Source organism: Streptomyces sp. RLA012 (assembly GCF_056270325.1).
The window spans coordinates 1430323-1449113 of sequence record NZ_JBWDPA010000002.1 but is presented as its reverse complement, the minus strand read 5'-3'; the positions used below and the strand labels follow the sequence as shown (position 1 = coordinate 1449113).

Annotated in this window: 11 protein-coding genes; 9 read left to right on the top strand and 2 right to left on the bottom strand. The window is 70.9% G+C overall.

Annotated elements, in window-relative coordinates; genetic code table 11:
- Positions 1–257 precede the first annotated feature (257 nt).
- Positions 258–1601, bottom strand: coding sequence for an amidase (locus tag RV986_RS06920; protein WP_475916542.1), 1344 nt, complete (start codon positions 1599–1601; stop codon positions 258–260).
- 254 nt (positions 1602–1855) lie between these two features.
- Between RV986_RS06920 and RV986_RS06915 the strand changes: the two genes are divergently transcribed.
- The 3 genes from RV986_RS06915 to RV986_RS06905 are packed head-to-tail and all read left to right on the top strand — an operon-like array spanning position 1856 to position 7613.
- Positions 1856–4201, top strand: coding sequence for an alpha-L-fucosidase (locus RV986_RS06915; protein ID WP_475916541.1), 2346 nt, complete (start codon positions 1856–1858; stop codon positions 4199–4201).
- The gene (locus RV986_RS06910) at positions 4194–6056 is read left to right on the top strand and encodes a family 20 glycosylhydrolase (RefSeq protein ID WP_475916540.1); all 1863 of its coding nucleotides are present in this window, start codon (positions 4194–4196) and stop codon (positions 6054–6056) included. Before RV986_RS06915 ends, RV986_RS06910 begins: the two co-directional genes overlap by 8 nt.
- Positions 6057–6074: 18 nt before the next feature.
- Positions 6075–7613 carry an alpha-L-fucosidase gene (locus RV986_RS06905; protein ID WP_475916539.1) on the top strand — a complete coding sequence of 513 codons (1539 nt, stop codon included), beginning with the start codon at positions 6075–6077 and terminating at the stop codon, positions 7611–7613.
- A gap of 83 nt (positions 7614–7696) precedes the next feature.
- Here RV986_RS06905 and RV986_RS06900 read toward each other — a convergent pair whose 3' ends face one another.
- The gene (locus RV986_RS06900; protein ID WP_475916538.1) at positions 7697–8740 is read right to left on the bottom strand and encodes a LacI family DNA-binding transcriptional regulator; all 1044 of its coding nucleotides are present in this window, start codon (positions 8738–8740) and stop codon (positions 7697–7699) included.
- A gap of 217 nt (positions 8741–8957) precedes the next feature.
- Here RV986_RS06900 and RV986_RS06895 point away from each other — a divergent pair, with 217 nt between their 5' ends.
- From RV986_RS06895 to RV986_RS06870, 6 genes are read left to right on the top strand one after another with little or no spacing between them, the layout of a single operon-like run.
- Complete coding sequence (locus RV986_RS06895) at positions 8958–10250, top strand: ABC transporter substrate-binding protein (protein WP_475916537.1); 1293 nt, start codon at positions 8958–8960, stop codon at positions 10248–10250.
- Positions 10251–10256: 6 nt separating this feature from the next.
- A complete protein-coding gene (locus tag RV986_RS06890) occupies positions 10257–11171 on the top strand; it encodes a carbohydrate ABC transporter permease (RefSeq protein ID WP_475916536.1) in 915 nt (304 codons plus the stop codon).
- Between the two features lie 20 nt (positions 11172–11191).
- Positions 11192–12109, top strand: a complete 918-nt coding sequence (locus RV986_RS06885) for a carbohydrate ABC transporter permease (RefSeq protein ID WP_475916535.1) — start codon at positions 11192–11194, stop codon at positions 12107–12109.
- A gap of 39 nt (positions 12110–12148) precedes the next feature.
- Positions 12149–13390, top strand: a complete 1242-nt coding sequence (locus RV986_RS06880; protein WP_475916534.1) for a glycoside hydrolase 5 family protein — start codon at positions 12149–12151, stop codon at positions 13388–13390.
- 14 nt (positions 13391–13404) lie between these two features.
- Positions 13405–15420, top strand: coding sequence for an endo-beta-N-acetylglucosaminidase (locus RV986_RS06875; protein WP_475916533.1), 2016 nt, complete (start codon positions 13405–13407; stop codon positions 15418–15420).
- Between the two features lie 43 nt (positions 15421–15463).
- Entirely contained in the window at positions 15464–18481 is a 3018-nt protein-coding gene (locus RV986_RS06870; RefSeq protein WP_475916532.1) for an alpha-mannosidase, read from the top strand.
- Positions 18482–18791 lie beyond the last annotated feature (310 nt).

Here is an 18791-nt window from a genome sequence, read left to right as displayed (position 1 = left end):
GCAGTGGCACAGAACGTGACCGTCGCCCTGACTGTACGTCTTGGCATGTCGTCTCCCAGCCCGCCGCCCGTCGCGGATCCACTGGCCCCCGCGCCCGGTCCGCCCGTCGGTGCCGGGTCCCGCCGTGCGGCAGGTGTCGACCGGCTGTCCTCTTCGGGTGGCGGTTGTCTCCTCTATCGACGCTACGACCCTGCCCCGAGATGCACCACTCGCACGGGGCGGCGCACCTCCCCTCCGCAGGACGAGATGGACGTCCGCTAGTCCAGCGGCGCCGTCCGCCGCCATGGTCGCAGCTCCTCCAACTGGCCCGCCAGTTCGAGCAGTTCGAGCTCGGAACCGGGCCGGCCGACCAGTTGTACGGCGCCGGGGGCGCCGCTCGGCAGCGTGCCGAACGGCACCGCCATGGCGGGCCACCCGAGGAGGTTCCAGGGCGGAGTCAGCGGTGAGTGGTTCGTGTTGGCCAGGACGTTGCGCAGCCAGCCCCGCTCGTGCCAGGGCCCGGCGGCCGGACCCCGCCGGGCCAGCGCCGGGGTGAGCAGCACGTCGTGCTCCGCGAAGAACGGCTCCAGGCGCTCGCGCAGCTGCTCCCGGCGCTTGCCCGTGCGCACCCCGGAGACGAAGCGGCGCCCCACGGCGGCGTGCACCCGGGTGCGCCGGGCGAGCCGGCGTACGTCCAGGCCCTCGGCGTCCACCGCGGTGCCCGCCGTCCAGTGGGCGAGCGAGGTGGTGCCCAGCCAGAGCGGGTACGGCGGGTCGGCGGGCCGTACCTGGTGGCCCGCGTCGGCGAGCAGCTCGGCCGCCTCCCGGGCCGCCGTCGCGTACGGGCGGCCGATGGTCACTCCGGCCAGGGGGCTGCGCACGGAGACGGCCACGGTGCGGACGAGGCTCCCCGAGGGGCGTATCGCCCCGGTGCCGGACAGCACCGCGAACATGGTTCGCGCGTCCTCGACGGTGGTCGCGAGCGGCCCGTTCTCCGACATGCCGAACCAGTCGCCGTGGCCGATGCCCGCCGGGATCACGCCGTGGCCCGGCTTCAGACCGATGAGGCCGCAGTTGGCTGCCGGGATGCGCAGCGAGCCCATCCCGTCGTTGCCCAGCGCGAGCGGCACCATCCCGGCGGCCACCGCGGCCGCGCTGCCGCCCGAGGAGCCGCCCGCCGTGCGCGAGGTGTCCCAGGGGTTGCGGGCGGTGCCGTGCACGCCCTCGGTGGTGCCGAAGACGCAGAGCTCGGGCACGTTGGTCAGGCCCACGACCACGGCGCCCGCGGCGCGCAGTCGCGCCACGGTGACGTGGTCGTGGTCGGCGGGGGTGTCCGGGGTCGCGGCGGAACCGTTGCGGTTCGACTCGCCGCGCACCGGGAGGTTGTCCTTGACCGCCACGGGCACCCCCGCGAGGGGGAGTTCGGCCAGGTCGGCGCGCTCGGCCAGCTCGTCGGCCTCGGCGAGCGCCGCCCGGGCCCGCAGGACCCGGAAGGCGCCGACACGTGCGTCGAGCCGCTCGATCCGCGCGAGGTGTTCGGCCACCACCTCGTGGGGCGTGACCTGCTTCTCGCGTACGGCCGCGGCGATCTCGGCGGCGGTCCGGCCGGCCCAGTTGGTCACGGGTGCTCCTCGGGGGCATGGGATTACTGGTGAGTACGAGGAGCACTGTGCCCGGGGACGGGGTGCCGCGTCGAGAGCCGTCGCGCTTGAACATTCGGTCCGGGGTTCTTGGACTTTTCGCACGGCGCCCGTCGGGTCGTCCATGCGAAGTGGCTGGTCATCGGATCACTCAGGCAACTTCCGCCTTTTCAGGCCTCGTTGACAGTCACCGTCACCGGTTCCATCATCAGACGTCCGATGAATTGGAGCCGCTCATGAGTACGTATCCAAGACGTCAGGTTCTGGGGGCCGCGGCCGGAGTCGCCGTCGCCGCCACACTTCCCCTCGGGGCCACGGCCGAAGCGCGATCCGGGGCCGAGGCGCTGTCCGAACACCCGTGGGTCGCCGTCCCCGACCCGATTCCCGTACCGCTCGACGCCTACGTCGACAACGACGGCATCGACACCGCGGCCGCCCCCGGTGGCGACTTCGACGGCTCGGGCTACACGTTCCCCGGCGAGGAGCTCCCGGCGGGCCCCGTCGAGGTGGACGGCATCGCCTTCCTCTTCCCGGCCTCCGCCGCGGGCACCCGGAACAACGTTGTCGCGCTCGGCCAGCGCCTCGACCTGCCCCGGGGCCGCTATCTGTCGGCCCACTTCCTCACCGCAGGCAGCTACGGCGACGCCTCCGGTGCGGCCACCGTGCACTACGCCGACGGCTCGACGACCACCGCCGGGCTCGGCGGCGCGGACTGGTACGCGACGGGCGGGTCGCTGTCGGCCCCGTACCGCTATCGACCGGACGGCACGAAGGACGAGCACGGCGTGGGGATCGGCACGGCCGAGGTCTGGATCGACCCCCAGCGCGAGGCGGTCGCCCTCACCCTGCCGACCACCAACCCCGCCGAGGCGGGCAGGGCCTCCCTGCACCTCTTCGCCCTCTCCCTCCAACCAGCCGCCCAGGGAAGGGCGTTGGCCCTGCGGGACGCACACTCCACCTTCTCCCTGCTGGAGTCGAGCGGTGCCCAGAGCGTGGAGGCCACGGTCGTCAACGCGGGCACGGTCGCCGTCCTCGCCGCCGACCGGGTGTCGGTCGGCGTCGAGGTGCCCGGCGCCCGTACCGTCGAAGCCGCGCGGGTGACCCGCCTCGACCCCGGCGAACAGGCGCGGGTCCGCATCGGCATCCGCAACCGCGTCGGTACGGCGCCCGGCACCGTGCGGGACGGGCAGGTGATCGTCGGCGGACGCGGGCGGCGCATCGCCTCCGGCGGCCGCACGCTGACCCTCGGTGTCCCCGACTACCGGCCCACCGAGGAGTCCCTCGCCGGCCACCAGGCCCCGTACTGGTTCCACCGCGCCAAGTTCGGCATCTTCATCCACTGGGGCGTCTACTCGGTGCCCGCGTGGTCGCCGGTCGGCAAGCAGTACGCCGAGTGGTACTGGAACCACCTGCAGAGCCCGGACAACGCGGTCCACGCCTACCACCGTGACACCTACGGCGAGAACTTCGCCTACGACGACTTCATCCCGATGTTCACGGCCGAGAAGTTCGACCCGCGGGCCTGGGTGGAACTCTTCCGGGACGCGGGAGCCCAGTACCACGTCCTCACCTCCAAGCACCACGAGGGCTTCGCCCTGTGGGACACCAAGGTCGCCGACCGCAACGCCGTGAAGATGGGCCCGAAGCGCGATCTGGTCCGCGAACTCTTCGACGCCTCAAGGAAGTACACACCGGAGCTGCACCGCGGCCTGTACTTCTCGATGCCCGAGTGGTTCAACCCGGACAACCCGTGGATGGGCCACGCCCCGCGCAATCCGTACACCCTGGAGCCGCTGCCGTACACCGGTTACACGCCCGGAAAGGACTATGTGAAGGACTATCAGGGCCCGCAGATGCTGGAGCTGATCCACGGCTACGACCCGTCCCTCATCTGGTGCGACATCGGCGGCGCGAACGACAGCCTCCAGGTGCTCGCCGAGTACTTCAACCACGGCAAGAACCGGCCGAAGCCGTACGAGGTGACCGTCAACAACCGCTCGGGCATCGGCTTCCACGACTTCACGACCCCCGAGTACACGACGTACGAGAACACGGTCGTCGCGAAGTGGGAGTCCAGCCGGGGGCTCGACCCCTTCAGCTACGGCTACAACCGGGCGACACCCGACGCCGCGTACATGACCGCCGAGGAGGTCGTGCGGAGCCTGGTCGACATCGTGTCGAAGAACGGCAACTTCCTGCTGGACATCGGGCCGCGCGCCGACGGCACCATCCCGGAGATCATGCAGACCCGGCTGCGGGAGACCGGCCGGTGGCTGAGGACCAACGGCGAGGCGATCTACGGCACGACGTACTGGTCGCGCATGGCGCAGCTCGGCGCGGACCTGCGCTTCACCGTCCGGCAGAACGAGGCGTTCTACATCCACTCGCTGGCCGCACCCGGCGCCACCCTGACCGTCGAGGCACCGGTGCCGATCCGCGGCGGGGACAAGGTCACCCTGCTCGGTCACGACCGGCCGCTGACCTGGCGGGTGCGCGGCGGGTCGCTGGTGATCGACGTGCCGCAGGCGGCGCGCAACTCGGGTGAGTACGTATGGGTGTTCAAGGTGGAGTGGCATGACTGACCTTCGTGGCCGGTGGATCCGGCTGACCGGTGTCGTGGCGGCTCTGCTGCTGCTCGCGGTGCCCGTACCGGCGGTGGCACGGACAGGGGCGGCGGCGGTGCCGCCCACGACGGTCCCCGCTCTCTCCAACTGGACCGCCGAGCAGGGAAGTTACGTCTTCGGCCCTGACTCACGCATCGTCGCGCGGGACGATGCGGCACGTGAGGTCGCGGACACGCTCGCGGACGATCTGCGCGCCGCGGGCCACGGCACGGTGCCCGTCGTACCGGAGGGCGCGCGCACCGGGGACATCGTGATCGGCGTCGAACCGGCGTCGTCGAACCTCGGTACGGAGGGATACGAACTGCGCGCGGGCAACCGCCTGTCGCTGACCGGCGCGACCGGCACGGGCGCCTTCTACGGCACCCGGACCCTCCTCCAACTCCTCGCCCGGAGCGACCGCGTCCCCGCCGGGCGCACGGTCGACGTGCCCCAGTACAGGGAACGGGGCGTCGGCGTCTGCGCCTGCTACGTGCACATCTCGACGGCCTGGCTGGAGAACCTCGTACGCGACATGGCGTACCACAAGCTCAACCAGCTGCTGCTCGAACTGAAGGTCAAGAGCGACACCCACCCCGAGGCCAACACCTGGGGCTACTACACCAAGGACGAGATACGCCGGCTCGTGGCCCTCGGCGAGAAGTACCACGTGGAGATCATCCCCGAGATCAACTCGCCCGGCCACATGGACCCGTGGATCCAGAACCGCCCGGACCTCCAGCTCACCGACGCGGCCGGCGCCAGGCAGCCCGCCCGGCTCGACATCACACAGGACGCGGCGTTCACCTACTACACGAGCCTGATCGACGAGTACGCGCAGGTGTTCAAGGCCGGGTCCTGGCACATGGGCGCCGACGAGTACATGCTCGGTTCCGACTTCGCCAGGTACCCGCAGATCCTCGCCTACGCGCGGGCCAAGTACGGCGCGAACGCCACCCCGCAGGACGCCTTCATCGACTTCGTCAACCGCGTCCAGGCCTACGCGGCGGGCAAGGGCAAGAAGCTGCGCATCTGGAACGACGGTCTCACCGGGGCCAACACCGTGCCGGTCGCGGCCGGTACGACGGTCGAGCACTGGCTGAACGTGACGACGAAACCGAGCCAACTCATCGCTCAGGGCCACCCGTTGATGAACGCCGCCTACTCCCTCTACCTCGTCCGCGGCGGCTTCCACACCGACACGAAGGCGCTGTACGACCAGAGCTGGGACCCGCGCAGCTTCGAGGGCGAGAAGCTCGCCTCGCGCGCCGGCGTCACCGGGGCGAAGATCAGCCTCTGGCCGGACAACGGCCGCGGGGAGACCGAGAACGAGGTCGCGACGGCCATGGACCCGGCCCTGCGGCACATCGCCCAGGTCACCTGGGGCTCGGCGCACCCCGACCCGACGTACGCCGAGTTCACCGCGCGTGCCGCGGCGGTGGGGCACGCGCCCGGATGGCAGGACCTGACCCGGGTGGCGGTGCCCGAGGGGACGTACACCTTCCGCGGTGGCGCCGCGACCGCCGAGCTCCAGGTCACGCGGACCCCGGACGGCTATGTGACCCTGCGGTCCACCGCGAGCGGCGCCTGTCTGGAGGTGAGCGGCGGAAAGCTCACGCTGAACGTGCCCCTGGACCCCGGCGTCGAGGTGACCGCATCGCCGTGCGCCGGCGCGAACACCTTGCAGCGCTGGGAGCTGGAGCCGGTGCCCGACGGCGGACACCGGCTCGTCAACGCGATCACGCGGATGGCGGTGCACGTGACGGACGACGGCCGCCTCCTGCAGTACCCGCCGGATCAGGAGCAGCCGACCGACTGGCAGTTGACCGTCCACTGACCCGAGGAGCCCCCACCCATGGCCGTCTCCAGACGCCTCTTCGTCCTGGCATCCGCCGCCCTCGTCGCCTCCACCGGCACGTCCGTGGCCCTCGCAGCCCCCGCCGAGCCCCTCTCCCGCATCCCGGTCGGCCCCTCCGACACCGAGGACGACCTGGTCCGCAAGGCCTCCCAGGTCCGCCCCACCGCACGGCAGATCGCCTGGCAGAGCCTCGGGCGCACCGCCTTCCTGCACTTCGGCGTGAACACCTTCACCGGCCTGGAGTGGGGGACCGGCGACGAGGACCCGAACGTCTTCCAGCCGGTGGGGCTCGACACCGACCAATGGGCACGCGCCCTGCGCGACGGCGGCTTCGAACTCGCCATCCTCACCGTCAAGCACCACGACGGCTTCGTGCTGTACCCGTCGCGCTACACCGATCACTCGGTGGCGTCCAGCAGTTGGCGCGACGGCCTGGGCGACGTGCTGCGGTCCTTCGCCGACTCCATGCGCAGCCACGGGCTCAAGGTCGGCGTCTACATTTCACCGGCCGACGAGAACCAGTATCTGCACGGCGTGTACGCCAACGGCAGCGCGCGCTCGCAGCGCACGATCCCGACGCTCGTCGACGGCGACGACCGTACCGGCACCGGCGCGTCGGCCTTCACCCTGGACGCCACCGACTACGGCGCCCACATGCTCAACCAGCTCTACGAGGTGCTCACCGAGTACGGGCCCGTCGACGAGGTGTGGTTCGACGGAGCGCAGGGGCGCATCCCGCCGGACAAGGTGGAGAAGTACGACTGGGACAGCTGGTACGCGCTGGTCCGGGCCCTCGCACCGGACGCCTCCATCGCCGTGTCCGGACCCGATGTGCGCTGGGTCGGCAACGAGGGCGGCCTCGCCCGCGAGGACGAGTGGAGCGTCGTACCCGTCACGGAGAAGGACTACGGCCGGACGGACTACGCGCTCGCCTACGACGCACCCGACGAGGGCAGCCGCGCCGCGCTCGTCGCGGCCCGCCCGGTGGCCGACTACCTGCAGTGGTGGCCCGCCGAGTGCGATGTGTCCATCCGGGACGGCTGGTTCTACCACGCCGAGCAACAGCCCAAGAGCGTCGACGAGTTGACCGACATCTACTTCCGGTCCGTCGGCCGCAACTCGGTCCTGCTGCTCAACATCCCGCCCGACACACAGGGCTTGCTGCCGGCCGCCGACGTGACCCGGCTGCGGGAGTTCCGGGAGCGGGTCGACCGGGAGCTGCCGGAGGACCTGGGGCGCGGGGCCGTGGTCGGCTCCTCGCCGGGCGTCTTCACCGTCGACCTCGGCACGGAGCGCGAGGTGGACCGGATACGGCTCGCGGAGGACATCGGATACGGCCAGCAGGTGGAGAGCTTCGTGGTCGAGGTGTACGCAGGGGGCGCCTGGAGTCGGGTGGCCGGGGCGGGCACGATCGGAGCGAGCCGGATTCTGCTGCTCCCGGCGCCGGTACGGGCCCGTCGCTGGCGCCTTCGGGTGACCCGGTCACGGCAGACCGTGCGGATCGCGGAGTTCGGCTTCTATCGCTCGCAGATCTGACACGGACGGGGGTGGACGCCCCGCACGGCGTCCACCCCCGGCCACGCACACTGTCTCCGGCTCCGCGCCCACGCCTCGCCCTCTCAAGCCCCGCAGGGCCCCGTGCTCTCCCGCTCGATCAGCCGCGGCACCGGCACCTGCACCGTCCGCGCCGGGCCGCCGTCCAGCAGCGCCATGAGTTGCTGTGCGGCCGTGCGGCCGAACTGCACGGTGTCGCGGGAGAGCGCGGACAGCCACGGCCTGACCATCCGGCACAGGGCGGAGTCCTCCCAGGCGACGACCGAGACGTCGCCCGGGACGGAGAAGCCCAGCTCCGTCGCCGCTGCCACACCCGCGACGGCCATCACGTCGTTGTCGTAGACCAGCGCGGTCGGCGGGGTGCCGCTCTCCAGGACGCGGCGGGTGACGGCGGCGCCCTCGGCGTCCGAGTAGTCCGTGGGGACCGAGCGCACCTCGGTCAGACCCCGGCGTTCGGCCTCCGCGCGCAGGGTGCGGATACGTCGCTCGGTGTGGGCGAGCCCCGGCAGGCCCGCGATGTGCACGATCCGGCGGTGGCCCCGCGCGTACAGCTCGTCCACGACCGAGGCCATCGCGCCCGCGTCGTCCGCCCAGACGGTGGACATCCCGGGGTGCCGCGCGTCCGGCACGCCGCCGATCACCACGGCGGGCAGGCCCAGCTCTTCGAGCAGGTCGGGACGCGGGTCGTCGGTCCGCGGGTCGACGACCAGCACACCGTCGACGCGGTGCTCGGCCCACCAGCGCCGGTAGACCGCGCACTCGTCGGCCACGTCCTCCACCACCTGGAAGAGCAGACCGAGGTGACGCTCGGCCAGCACCTCCTGGATGCCGGAGATCAGCTGCAGGAAGAACGAGTCCACGCCCAGCGTGTCGGCGGGGCGGGCCACGACCAGCCCCACCGTGGCCGCGCCTTCGCCGGACAGCTGGCGGGCCGCCGTACTCGGCCGCCAGCCGAGCTGTTCGGCGACACGGCGGACCCGGTCACGGGTGATCTCGGAGACCCCGGGCCGGTCGTTGAGCGCGAAGGAGACCGCGCTCTCGGAGACCCCGGCGCGCTGTGCGATGTCCTTCATCGTCGGCCGGCGCGCGGGTGACCGCTTGGCTGACAACCTCGTTCCCCGTTCTCCTGAGCTGGTGTACTAATGCGCTTGAGCTGATGCAATCTAAAGCGCATTAGTGATCGTTGGCAAGAGGCTTGAGATCCGCTGTGACCAGGCACGTTGTGTCACTAATGAATTTAGCTCGACCAAATCCATTGACTTGGCAGTGGAGTTGGCAGCAAGGTCTGCCCCGGCACCGTTCCCCCGCCGCAGAGGAGCCTCATCCGTGCGCATCTCCCGCAGAAGTCTCGCCGCCGCCGCGGCCGTCGCCCTGGTCCTGCCGCTGAGCGCCTGCGGCTCCGGGGACGACGGCGGCGGTTCGACGGACGCGTCCGGCAAGGTCGAGGGCGACATCACCTTCCAGACCTGGAACCTGAGGGCCAACTTCAAGTCGTACTTCGAGGGCGTGGTCGCCGACTTCGAGAAGAAGTACCCCGGCACCCATGTGAAGTGGATCGACCAGCCCGCCGAGGGGTACGCCGACAAGATCAGCGCGGACGCGGCGGGCGGCACCCTGCCCGACGTCGTCAATGTCTCGCCCGACCTGGTCGCGCCGCTCGCCAAGGCGGGCCTCGCCCTCGATCTCGACAAGGCGGCGGCCCAGTACAAGAAGGAATACCTGGACGGCGCCTGGGCCGGCCACCAGATACCGGGCATGACCGGGACGTACGCCTTCCCCTGGTATCTCAACACCGGCCCGCTCTTCTACAACAAGTCGCTCTTCAAGGAGGCGGGACTCGACGCCTCCAAGCCACCGACGACGTACGACGAACTCTTCGCCGACGCCCTGCAGCTGGCGAGCAAGAGCGACGGCAAGGTCGCCACGCTCGCCAATGTGCCCACCGTCGAGGACTTCGGCCGCTACGGCGTCGAGCTGATGAACAAGGAAGGCACCGCCTTCGCCTTCGACGACACCAAGGGGGTCGAACTCCTCACCAAGTACAAGGAGTTGTACGACGCCAAGGCGCTCGACCCACAGGCGCTGACCGCCACCCCGGAGTCCTCCGGCAAGAAGTTCCTCACCGGGGCCGTCGCCATGAACCCGGGCAGCGCCCTGGACCTCGGCAACTTCAAGAAGCAGGCGCCGAACCTCTACAAGAACATCGGCATCACGGACCAGATCACCAGCACCGGCAAGGTGAACATGTACGTCATGGGCGTGATGGTCAACTCCCGCACCAAGCACACCCCGGCGGCCGTCGCCTTCGCGCACTTCGTCACCGACGCGCAGAACCAGATGTCGTTCGCCAAGAAGGTCGCCATCTTCCCGAGCACCGCCGGCTCGCTCGACGACCCGTACTTCACCAAGGAGGACGGCACCGACGAGACGCGGGTGCGGATCGCCGCCGCCAAGTCGCTGAAGAACGCGGTCAATTACACCCCGGTCCTCTTCAGCGAACAGATGAAGACCGCACTGCGCAACGAGGTCGCCAAGGCGCTCCAGGGCAAGGAGAGCCCCGAGACGGCTCTTGACAACGCTGTCAAGGCCTGCGACACCTTGCTCAAGCAGCAGGGCTGAGCGGACATGGCGAGTTCCTCCACGGTCGCGAAGGCACGGGGGCCCCTGCGGGTACGGCGCCATCTGCCCACCAGCCCCTGGCTGTTCGCGGCGCCCGGGCTCGTGGTCGTGGGCACCTTCATCCTGTATCCCTTCGTCTCCACGCTGATCAACGCCTTCACCGACCGGCGGACCCTGATCCCGGGCAGGTTCGTGGGCCTCGCCAACTTCCGGGAGCTGCTGCACGACGACATGTTCTGGATCGGGCTGCGCAACAGCACGCTGTACGTCCTCGGGGTCGTTCCCGCGCTCGTCCTGCTGCCGCTGCTGCTCGCACTGCTGGTCCAGAAGAACATCCCCGGCATCACCTTCTTCCGGTCGGCCTTCTACACCCCGGTCGTCGCGTCGATCGTCGTGGTCGGTCTGATCTGGGTGTGGCTCCTGGACGAACGCGGCCTGGTGAACTCGCTGTTGGAGGCGATCGGCGTCGGCAGGGTCGGCTTCCTCAGCGACCAGTGGCTGCTCCTGCTGAGCGCCATGGCCGTCACGGTCTGGAAGGGGCTCGGCTACTACATGATCATTTATCTGGCCGCGCTCGCCAATGTGCCGCGCGAACTGCACGAGGCCGCCTCGGTGGACGGCGCGGGCGCAATCCGCCGCTTCCTCACCGTCACCGTGCCCGCCGTCCGCTCCACCATGGTGCTGGTCGGCGCGCTCTCCTCGGTCGCCGCCTTCAAGGTGTTCTCCGAGGTGTACCTGATGGCGGGCCCGGACGGCGGCCCCGCGGGCGAGGACACCACCCTCGTCATGCTCGTCCAGCGCACCGGCACCGGACTCACCGGCCGGGTCGGATACGCCTCCGCCATCTCGGTCGTCGTCTTCGTCGTCACCGTCGCGCTGATGCTGCTCGTGCTGCGCGCCGACCGGAGGGAGGACGCGTGAGCGCGCCGGAAGGAGGACGCGTGAGCGTGCTGGAGAAGGCACGTCCCGTCGAGCGGCGTCCGCCGGCCGGGCGCGGGCCCCGTCGCCGCCGTGTCACCGACGAGCACGGCCGCCGCATCCGGGGCTGGGAACTCGCCCTGCGCTACCTGCTGTTGCTCGTCGTTCTGGCGCTCACCGTCGGTCCGTTCCTGTGGCAGCTGTCCACCTCGCTCAAGGGCCCGACCGAGGACATCTTCAGCTCCCCGCCCAAGTTGCTGCCCGGCGACCCGACCCTGCACAACTACCAGCGGGTCGCCGACACCATCCCCGTCTGGGACTACGCCCTCAACTCACTCAAGGTCGCGGGCGCCAACGTCGTCACGAACTGCGTCGGTTCGGCCCTCGCGGGCTACGCCCTGGCCCGGCTGCGCTACCGAGGCCGGCGCGTGGCCACCCTCGTCTTCATCCTCGCGATGCTGGTCCCCGTCGAGGGCATCATCATCGCCCAGTTCACCACCATGCGTGAGCTCGGTCTGAACAACACACTCATCGGGGTCGTGCTGCCCGGCTGCATCGGTGCGATGAACGTCCTGCTGATGCGCAACGCCTTCCTCAACCTGCCGTACGAGATCGAGGAGGCGGCCTTCGTCGACGGAGCCAACGCCTGGCAGCGGTTCCTGCGGATCGCGCTGCCCTCGGTGAAGGGCACCCTCGCCGTCGTCGCGATCTTCGCCTTCATGGGCGCCTGGGACGACTTCCTGTGGCCGCTCATCGTGCTCAGCGATCCCTCGAAGTTCACCCTCACCATCGGCCTCAACTATCTGCACGGCACCTTCGCCAACGACGAACGGCTCGTCGCCGCGGGCACGATCATCGCCGTGGCACCGCTGATCGCCCTCTTCGCCTGCCTCCAGAGGTACTTCTTCCGCGGGGTGGGCGAGGGCGCCGTCAAGGGCTGACCGCTGACCCCCGATACGCACAACAGAACCAGGATCTCCATGTCTGCTGCCGTGCGCTTCGGCGTCAACTACACCCCCAGCGAAGGGTGGTTCCACCACTGGCTCGACTTCGACCTGGACTCCGTGCGCGCCGATCTCGACTCCATCGCCGCGCTGGGCCTCGACCACATCCGGGTGTTCCCGCTGTGGCCCTACTTCCAGCCCAACCGCGCCCTGATCCGCCCGCGCGCCGTCGAGCAACTGCTCCAGCTCGCCGACGCCGCCGGTGAACGCGGGCTCGACGTCAATGTGGACGGGCTGCAGGGCCACCTGAGCAGCTTCGACTTCCTGCCCGCCTGGACACGGACCTGGCACCGGCGCAACCTGTTCACCGACCCGGAGGTGCTCGACGGCCAGGCGGACTATCTCCGCACACTCGCCGCGGCCCTCGCCGACCGCCCCCACTTCATCGGCATGACCCTCGGCAACGAGGTCAACCAGTTCTCGGCGGGCCCGCCGCACCCCGACCCCGACCGGGCGAGCAGCGCCGAGATCGACGCCTGGCTGGAGCGGATGCTCGCCGCCTGCGAGGAGGGCGCCCCGGGCCGGCTGCACCTGCACGCCGAGTACGACGCGACCTGGTACCAGGACGACATGCCGTTCACCCCGGCCCAGGCCGCCCGGCGCGGCGCCGTCACGGCCGTGCACTCCTGGGTCTTCAACGGCACCGCCCAGCGGCACGGCCGTACCTCCGTCCCGACCGAACACCACGCCGCCTATCTGATCGAGCTGAGCAAGGCCTGGGCCGACGCACCGCGGCGGCCCGTCTGGCTCCAGGAGGTCGGCGCACCCGCCCCGCTGATCCCGCCCGAGCACGCCGCCGCCTTCACCGAGGCGACCGTCGCGGCCGCGCTGGACTGCCCCGACCTGTGGGGCATCACCTGGTGGTGCTCCCACGACGTCTCCCGCGACCTCGCCGACTTCCCCGAACTCGAATACGGGCTGGGCCTGTTGACCAACGACCGGCGACCCAAGGACACCGCGCGGGCGCTGGCCCGCGCGGCCCGCGAGCACACCCGCACGCCCGCCCCCCGCACCACGGCGCTGATCGTCCCCGCCGACCCCGCCGTCCGTTCGCTCTGTGCCCCGGGAGGCCCCGTCTTCGACGCCTTCTTCCGGCTCACCGCCGACGGCGCCCGCCCCACCACCGTCCTCGACGCGCGCGCGGACGACAAGGAACACCTCGCCGCGCGTGGCATCACCGAAGTCGTCAGTCCCGATCAGGTACTCCCCACCCCCTAAGGAGAAACCCGCTCGTGAACCCCACCAGACGCACCGTCCTGCTCGCCGGCGCGGCCGCCGCGCTGCTGCCCGCCCTGCCCGGTCTGCCCGCGGTCGCGGCGACCGAGGCCGCCGCGACCGCGGCACCGCCGTACGCCTCCTACTGGTACCCCGACTCGCTGCCCTCGGGCACCCCGGGCACCGGCATCACCTGGCACAGCCTCAAGGCCTGGAGCGCCGCCACCGACACCGACCTGGCGTTCAACGCCTCGACCGTGCCGCTCGCCGCGCGCTTCACACCGACCCCGGCCAATACGACGGCCCGCAGCGGCCAGGCCCGCGTCCAGTCGCTGGTCTCCTTCGGCCCCACGTCGAGCAACCCCTCGCAGGGCGCCGCCACCGCCGACTACTACGCCCTGACCCACTGGGCGTACCTCGACGAACTCGTCTTCTGGGGCGGCTCGTCGGGCGAGGGTCTGATCCTCGCGCCGAACGCGCCGATCGTGGACGCCGCCCACCGCCACGGGGTGCCCGTCCTCGGCAATGTCTTCCTGCCGCCCGTCGCCTACGGCGGACAGCTCCAGTGGACCCGTGACCTGGTGCAGAAGGACTCCGGCGGGCACTATCCGCTGGCCGCGCAACTCGTCGCGGTGGCGGCGGCGTACGGCTTCGACGGCTGGTTCATCAACGCCGAGACGAGTGGCGGAAACGCCGCGCTCGCCACCGACATGCTCGGCTTCATGACCGAGCTGAAGGCGCTCGGAACGGCCGCCGGACAACGCGTCACCTGGTACGACTCGATGACCGTGAGCGGCTCGGTGAGCTGGCAGGGCGCGCTGAACAGCCAGAACAGGACCTTCTTCCAGGCCGCCGACTCCATGTTCGTCGACTTCCGCTGGTCCCAGAGCAGCCTGGCCTCCTCGGCCACGACGGCCCAGCAACTCGCCCGGAGCCCCTACGAGTTGTGGGCGGGCGTCGACGTCGAGGCCAACGGCACCAGCGCGTCGGTCAATTGGGACGCGATCGTGCCGAGCACCAGGGCGCACGTCACCTCCCTCGGCTTCTACCGGCCCGAGTGGACCCGCAACCACCTGCCCGCGAGCCGTACCCCCGGCGACTTCCACGCCGCCGACGACCTGTTCTGGACCGGCTCCTCCTTCGACCCCTCCAAGCCCAGCACGAGCGCGAGCTGGCGGGCCCCGGCCGTCTCCGTCGCCGACCGCTCCACGGTCGCCTCGGTTCCGTTCGCGACCGTCTTCAACACCGGGCACGGGCTGAAGTGGTACGAGGACGGCGCGGCCACCTCGGGCACGGCCTGGAACCACCTCGGGCTCCAGGACCGGCTGCCGTCCCGCCGCTGGGTCGTACGGACGACGGGGCAACGCCCCGCCGTCACCTTCGACTTCGCGGATGCCTGGCGCGGCGGCAGCAGCCTCCTGGTCGCCGGCGCCCTGGACGCGCCGACCACGCTGGACCTGTACGCCACCCGGCTTCCGCTCACCTCGGACACGGTGGTCGAGCTCACCTACCGTACGGACGCGGGCGCCGTCTCCGTGGAGCTGGCCCTCGCCACCGCCGAGCCGAGTGCGGCGGGCGGCGCACCCCCGTACACCTACCTCCCGGTCACCACGGCCTCGGACGGCGACTGGGCGACCGCCACCGTGCCGCTGACCGGACTGACGGGAACCGTGTACGCGCTGGGTGTGCGGCTGACGGCGAGCAGTGGGCCGGTGCGGTGGCGGCTCGGCGGGCTCGCCGTCCGCGCTGCCGTGGTCACCCCCGCCGCGCCCACCGACCTGCGCATCACCGGCGCCGACGGCGGCAACCTGCGCTTCGCCTGGCAGGGCGCCGCCGGCGCCGTGCGCCACTACGAGCTGTACCGGACGCTCCCCGACGGCACGCGCCGCTTCCTCGGCGGCACCTGCCAGAGCGCGTTCTACGTGGGCGGTCTCAGTCCCGAGCAGGGGGAGACGGCCGCAGGGTTCGAACTGCGCGCGGTGGGGGAACTGTTCACCGTCTCGACCGCCGCCACGACCACCCACACCTGGTAGCAGCAGCACCTTCACGCATCGCCCTCACCCCACGGAGCACCTCATGCATGACGACCGCACCCTGGTCGAAGCCCGCCTCAAGCGCGTCCTCGACGAGCGCATCCGACCCGCCGTCTATCCCGAGTCCGTGCCGCTGGACGTGAGGGTGTGGCACGCGCCCGGCGAGCCGGTGCCCGTCGCCGAGGGGCTCGCGGCCGTACCCGAGCCGATCGAGGTGGGCGCGCGCTGGGGCGCTCCGTGGGGCACCAGCTGGTTCCGTGTCACCGGGACCGTCCCGGAGGCGTGGGCCGGGAAGACCGTCGAGGCCCTGCTGGACCTCGGCTTCGACGAGAACATGCCCGGCTTCCAGTGCGAGGGGCTGGTCTACCGGCCCGACGGCACTCCGGTGAAGGGCCTCAACCCGCGCAACCAGTGGGTACGGATCGGCGCCCCGGTCGAGGGCGGCGAGGAGGTCCGGCTGCACATCGAGGCCGCCTCCAACCCGGTGATCCTCGACTACCACCCCTTCCTGCCCACCCAGTTGGGCGACAAGGAGACCGCGGGCAGCGAACCGCAGTACACCCTCACCCGGATGGACCTCGCCGTTCTCGACGAGACCGTGTGGGAGCTGGTGCTCGACCTGGAGGTGCTCGGCGAGCTGATGGCCGAACTTCCGGTGGAGTCGGCGCGGCGCTGGGACATCCTGCGCGCGGTGGAGAAGGCGCTCGACACGGTCGACCTGCAGGACGTGGGCGGGAGTGCCGCCGCGGCGCGCGCACGGCTGGCGGGGGTGCTCGCCGAGCCCGCCGTGCCGTCCGCGCACCGGATCAGCGCCGTCGGGCACGCGCACATCGACTCGGCGTGGCTGTGGCCGCTGCGTGAGACGGTCCGCAAGGTGGCGCGCACGACCGCCAACATGACCGCGCTCATCGAGGACGAGCCCGAGTTCGTCTTCGCGATGTCCCAGGCCCAGCAGTGGGCCTGGGTGAAGGAGCACCGGCCCGAGGTGTGGGCACGGGTGAAGAAGGCGGTCGCGGAGGGGCGGTTCGTGCCCGCGGGCGGCATGTGGGTGGAGTCGGACACCAACATGCCGGGCTCGGAGGCGATGGCCCGTCAGTTCGTGCACGGCAAGCGGTTCTTCCTCGACGAGTTCGGCATCGAGAACGACGAGGCCTGGCTGCCCGACACCTTCGGCTTCGCCGCCGGACTCCCGCAGATCATCAAGGCCGCGGGCTCCAAGTGGCTGCTGACGCAGAAGATCTCGTGGTCGCAGACCAACAAGTTCCCGCACCACACCTTCCAGTGGGAGGGCATCGACGGCACCCGGATCTTCACCCACTTCCCGCCCGTCGACACCTACAACTGCTCTATGCGGGGCAGCGAGATCGCCCACGCGGCCAGGAACTTCAAGGACAAGGGCGTCGCCCGGCACTCCCTCGCCCCCACCGGCTGGGGCGACGGGGGCGGCGGCACCACCCGCGAGATGATCGCCAAGGCGGCTCGCCTGCGTGACCTCGAAGGTTCCGCGACCGTGGCGTGGGAGACCCCGGCGGAGTTCTTCGAGAAGGCGGAGGCCGAGTACCCGGGCGCGCCGGTGTGGGTGGGCGAGTTGTATCTCGAACTGCATCGCGCCACCCTCACCAGCCAGGCGAAGACCAAGCAGGGCAACCGCCGCAGCGAGCACCTTCTGCGGGAGGCCGAACTGTGGGCGGCGACGGCGGCCGTACGGACCGGATTCCCGTACCCGTACGAGGAGTTGGACCGTATCTGGAAGACGGTGCTGCTCCACCAGTTCCACGACATCCTGCCCGGCTCGTCCATCGCCTGGGTGCACCGGGAGGCCCGTAGGACCTATGAGCGGGTCGCCGGGGAACTGAACGGCGTCATCGACGCGGCGCAGCGCGCGCTGGCGGGCGAGGGCGCCACGGAGCTCGTGTTCAACTCCGCTCCGCACCACAGGGACGGGGTCCCGGCGGGCGGGGCCCTTCCGGCCGCCGTCCCGGGCGAGGTCGCGCTCGCCCCCCGGGTGAACGGCGGTCACGTCCTCGACAACGGTCTGCTGCGGGTCGAGATCGACGCCCGGGGGCTCGTGGTCTCCGCGTACGACATCGACGCGGACCGCGAGACGATCGCCCCCGGACGCGCCGCGAATTTGCTCCAGATCCACCCCGACTTCCCGAACATGTGGGATGCCTGGGACGTCGACGAGTTCTACCGCAACACGGTCACCGACCTGGTCGAGGCCGACGAGGCCGTCCCTGGTGAGGACGGCGTGTCGGTGCGGATCGTACGGTCCTTCGGCGCGTCGCGGGTCACCCAGGTGCTGTCGCTCGCGCCGGGGGAGCGGCGGCTCGGCATCGACACCGAGGTCGACTGGCACGAGACGGAGAAGTTCCTGAAGCTGGCCTTCCCGCTCGACGTGCACGCCGAGCGGTACGCCTCCGAGACGCAGTTCGGGCACTTCTACCGGCCGACGCACACCAACACATCCTGGGAGGCGGCGAAGTTCGAGGCGTGCAACCACCGGTTCGTGCACCTGGAGGAGCCGGGCTGGGGTGTCGCGATCGTCAACGACTCGACGTACGGCCATGACGTGACCCGTACCGTCCGCGACAGCGACTGCGGTACGACCACCACCGTGCGCGTCTCGCTGCTGCGCGCCCCGCGCTTCCCCGACCCCGAGACCGACCAGGGCGTCCACCGCTTCCGGCACGCGCTGGTACCGGGGGCCGGGATCGGCGACGCGGTGCGCGAGGGATGGCGGATCAATCTGCCGGAGCGGCGGGTGAGCGGCTCGCGCGAGGTCGCGCCGCTGGTGGGCGTCGAGCAGGACGCGGTCGTGGTGACCGCGGTCAAGCTGGCCGACGACGGCAGCGGGGACGTGGTCGTGCGCTTCCACGAGTCCCGGGGCGGGCGGACCAGGGCCACGCTGACGGCGGGCTTCGAGATCGGGGGAGCGACGGTGACGGACCTGCTGGAGCGGCCCCTCGCGGAAGCCGCGACGCCGCGGCGCGACGGCGACCGGGTCACCCTGTCACTGCGCCCCTTCGAGCTGGTCACCCTGCGGCTGACGCGCGCCTGAGCACTGGCTAGGCGTCCGGCCCTTCCCGTGCTGCGGATCCGGCTACCGAACGCTTGCCCAGTGATCCACCCTTCAGGGTGGAGGTGTAGGGCATCCTCGCCCTGGCGGCCCGGGGGACCGCAGGGCCATGGCAGTATCGCCTTGTCCGACAACGCAGTTGTCGGACCTACCGCCGGACGGGCGGGAAGTCAGGCCTGTGGAGGTCTGGTAAGACCGGTTCTTACGGACCGGCGCGGACTTGTGAAGCAGGAACCCAAGGTGGTACCGCGAAGCGGTACGGACCGGAATCTCCAGCCCTCGGGCTGGAGAG

Coding starts and splice junctions, on each gene's coding strand:
- RV986_RS06915 (WP_475916541.1), top strand. CDS start 1,856: ATGAGTACGTATCCAAGACGTCAGGTTCTGGGGGCCGCGGCCGGAGTC.
- RV986_RS06910 (WP_475916540.1), top strand. CDS start 4,194: ATGACTGACCTTCGTGGCCGGTGGATCCGGCTGACCGGTGTCGTGGCG.
- RV986_RS06905 (WP_475916539.1), top strand. CDS start 6,075: ATGGCCGTCTCCAGACGCCTCTTCGTCCTGGCATCCGCCGCCCTCGTC.
- RV986_RS06890 (WP_475916536.1), top strand. CDS start 10,257: ATGGCGAGTTCCTCCACGGTCGCGAAGGCACGGGGGCCCCTGCGGGTA.
- RV986_RS06880 (WP_475916534.1), top strand. CDS start 12,149: ATGTCTGCTGCCGTGCGCTTCGGCGTCAACTACACCCCCAGCGAAGGG.
- RV986_RS06870 (WP_475916532.1), top strand. CDS start 15,464: ATGCATGACGACCGCACCCTGGTCGAAGCCCGCCTCAAGCGCGTCCTC.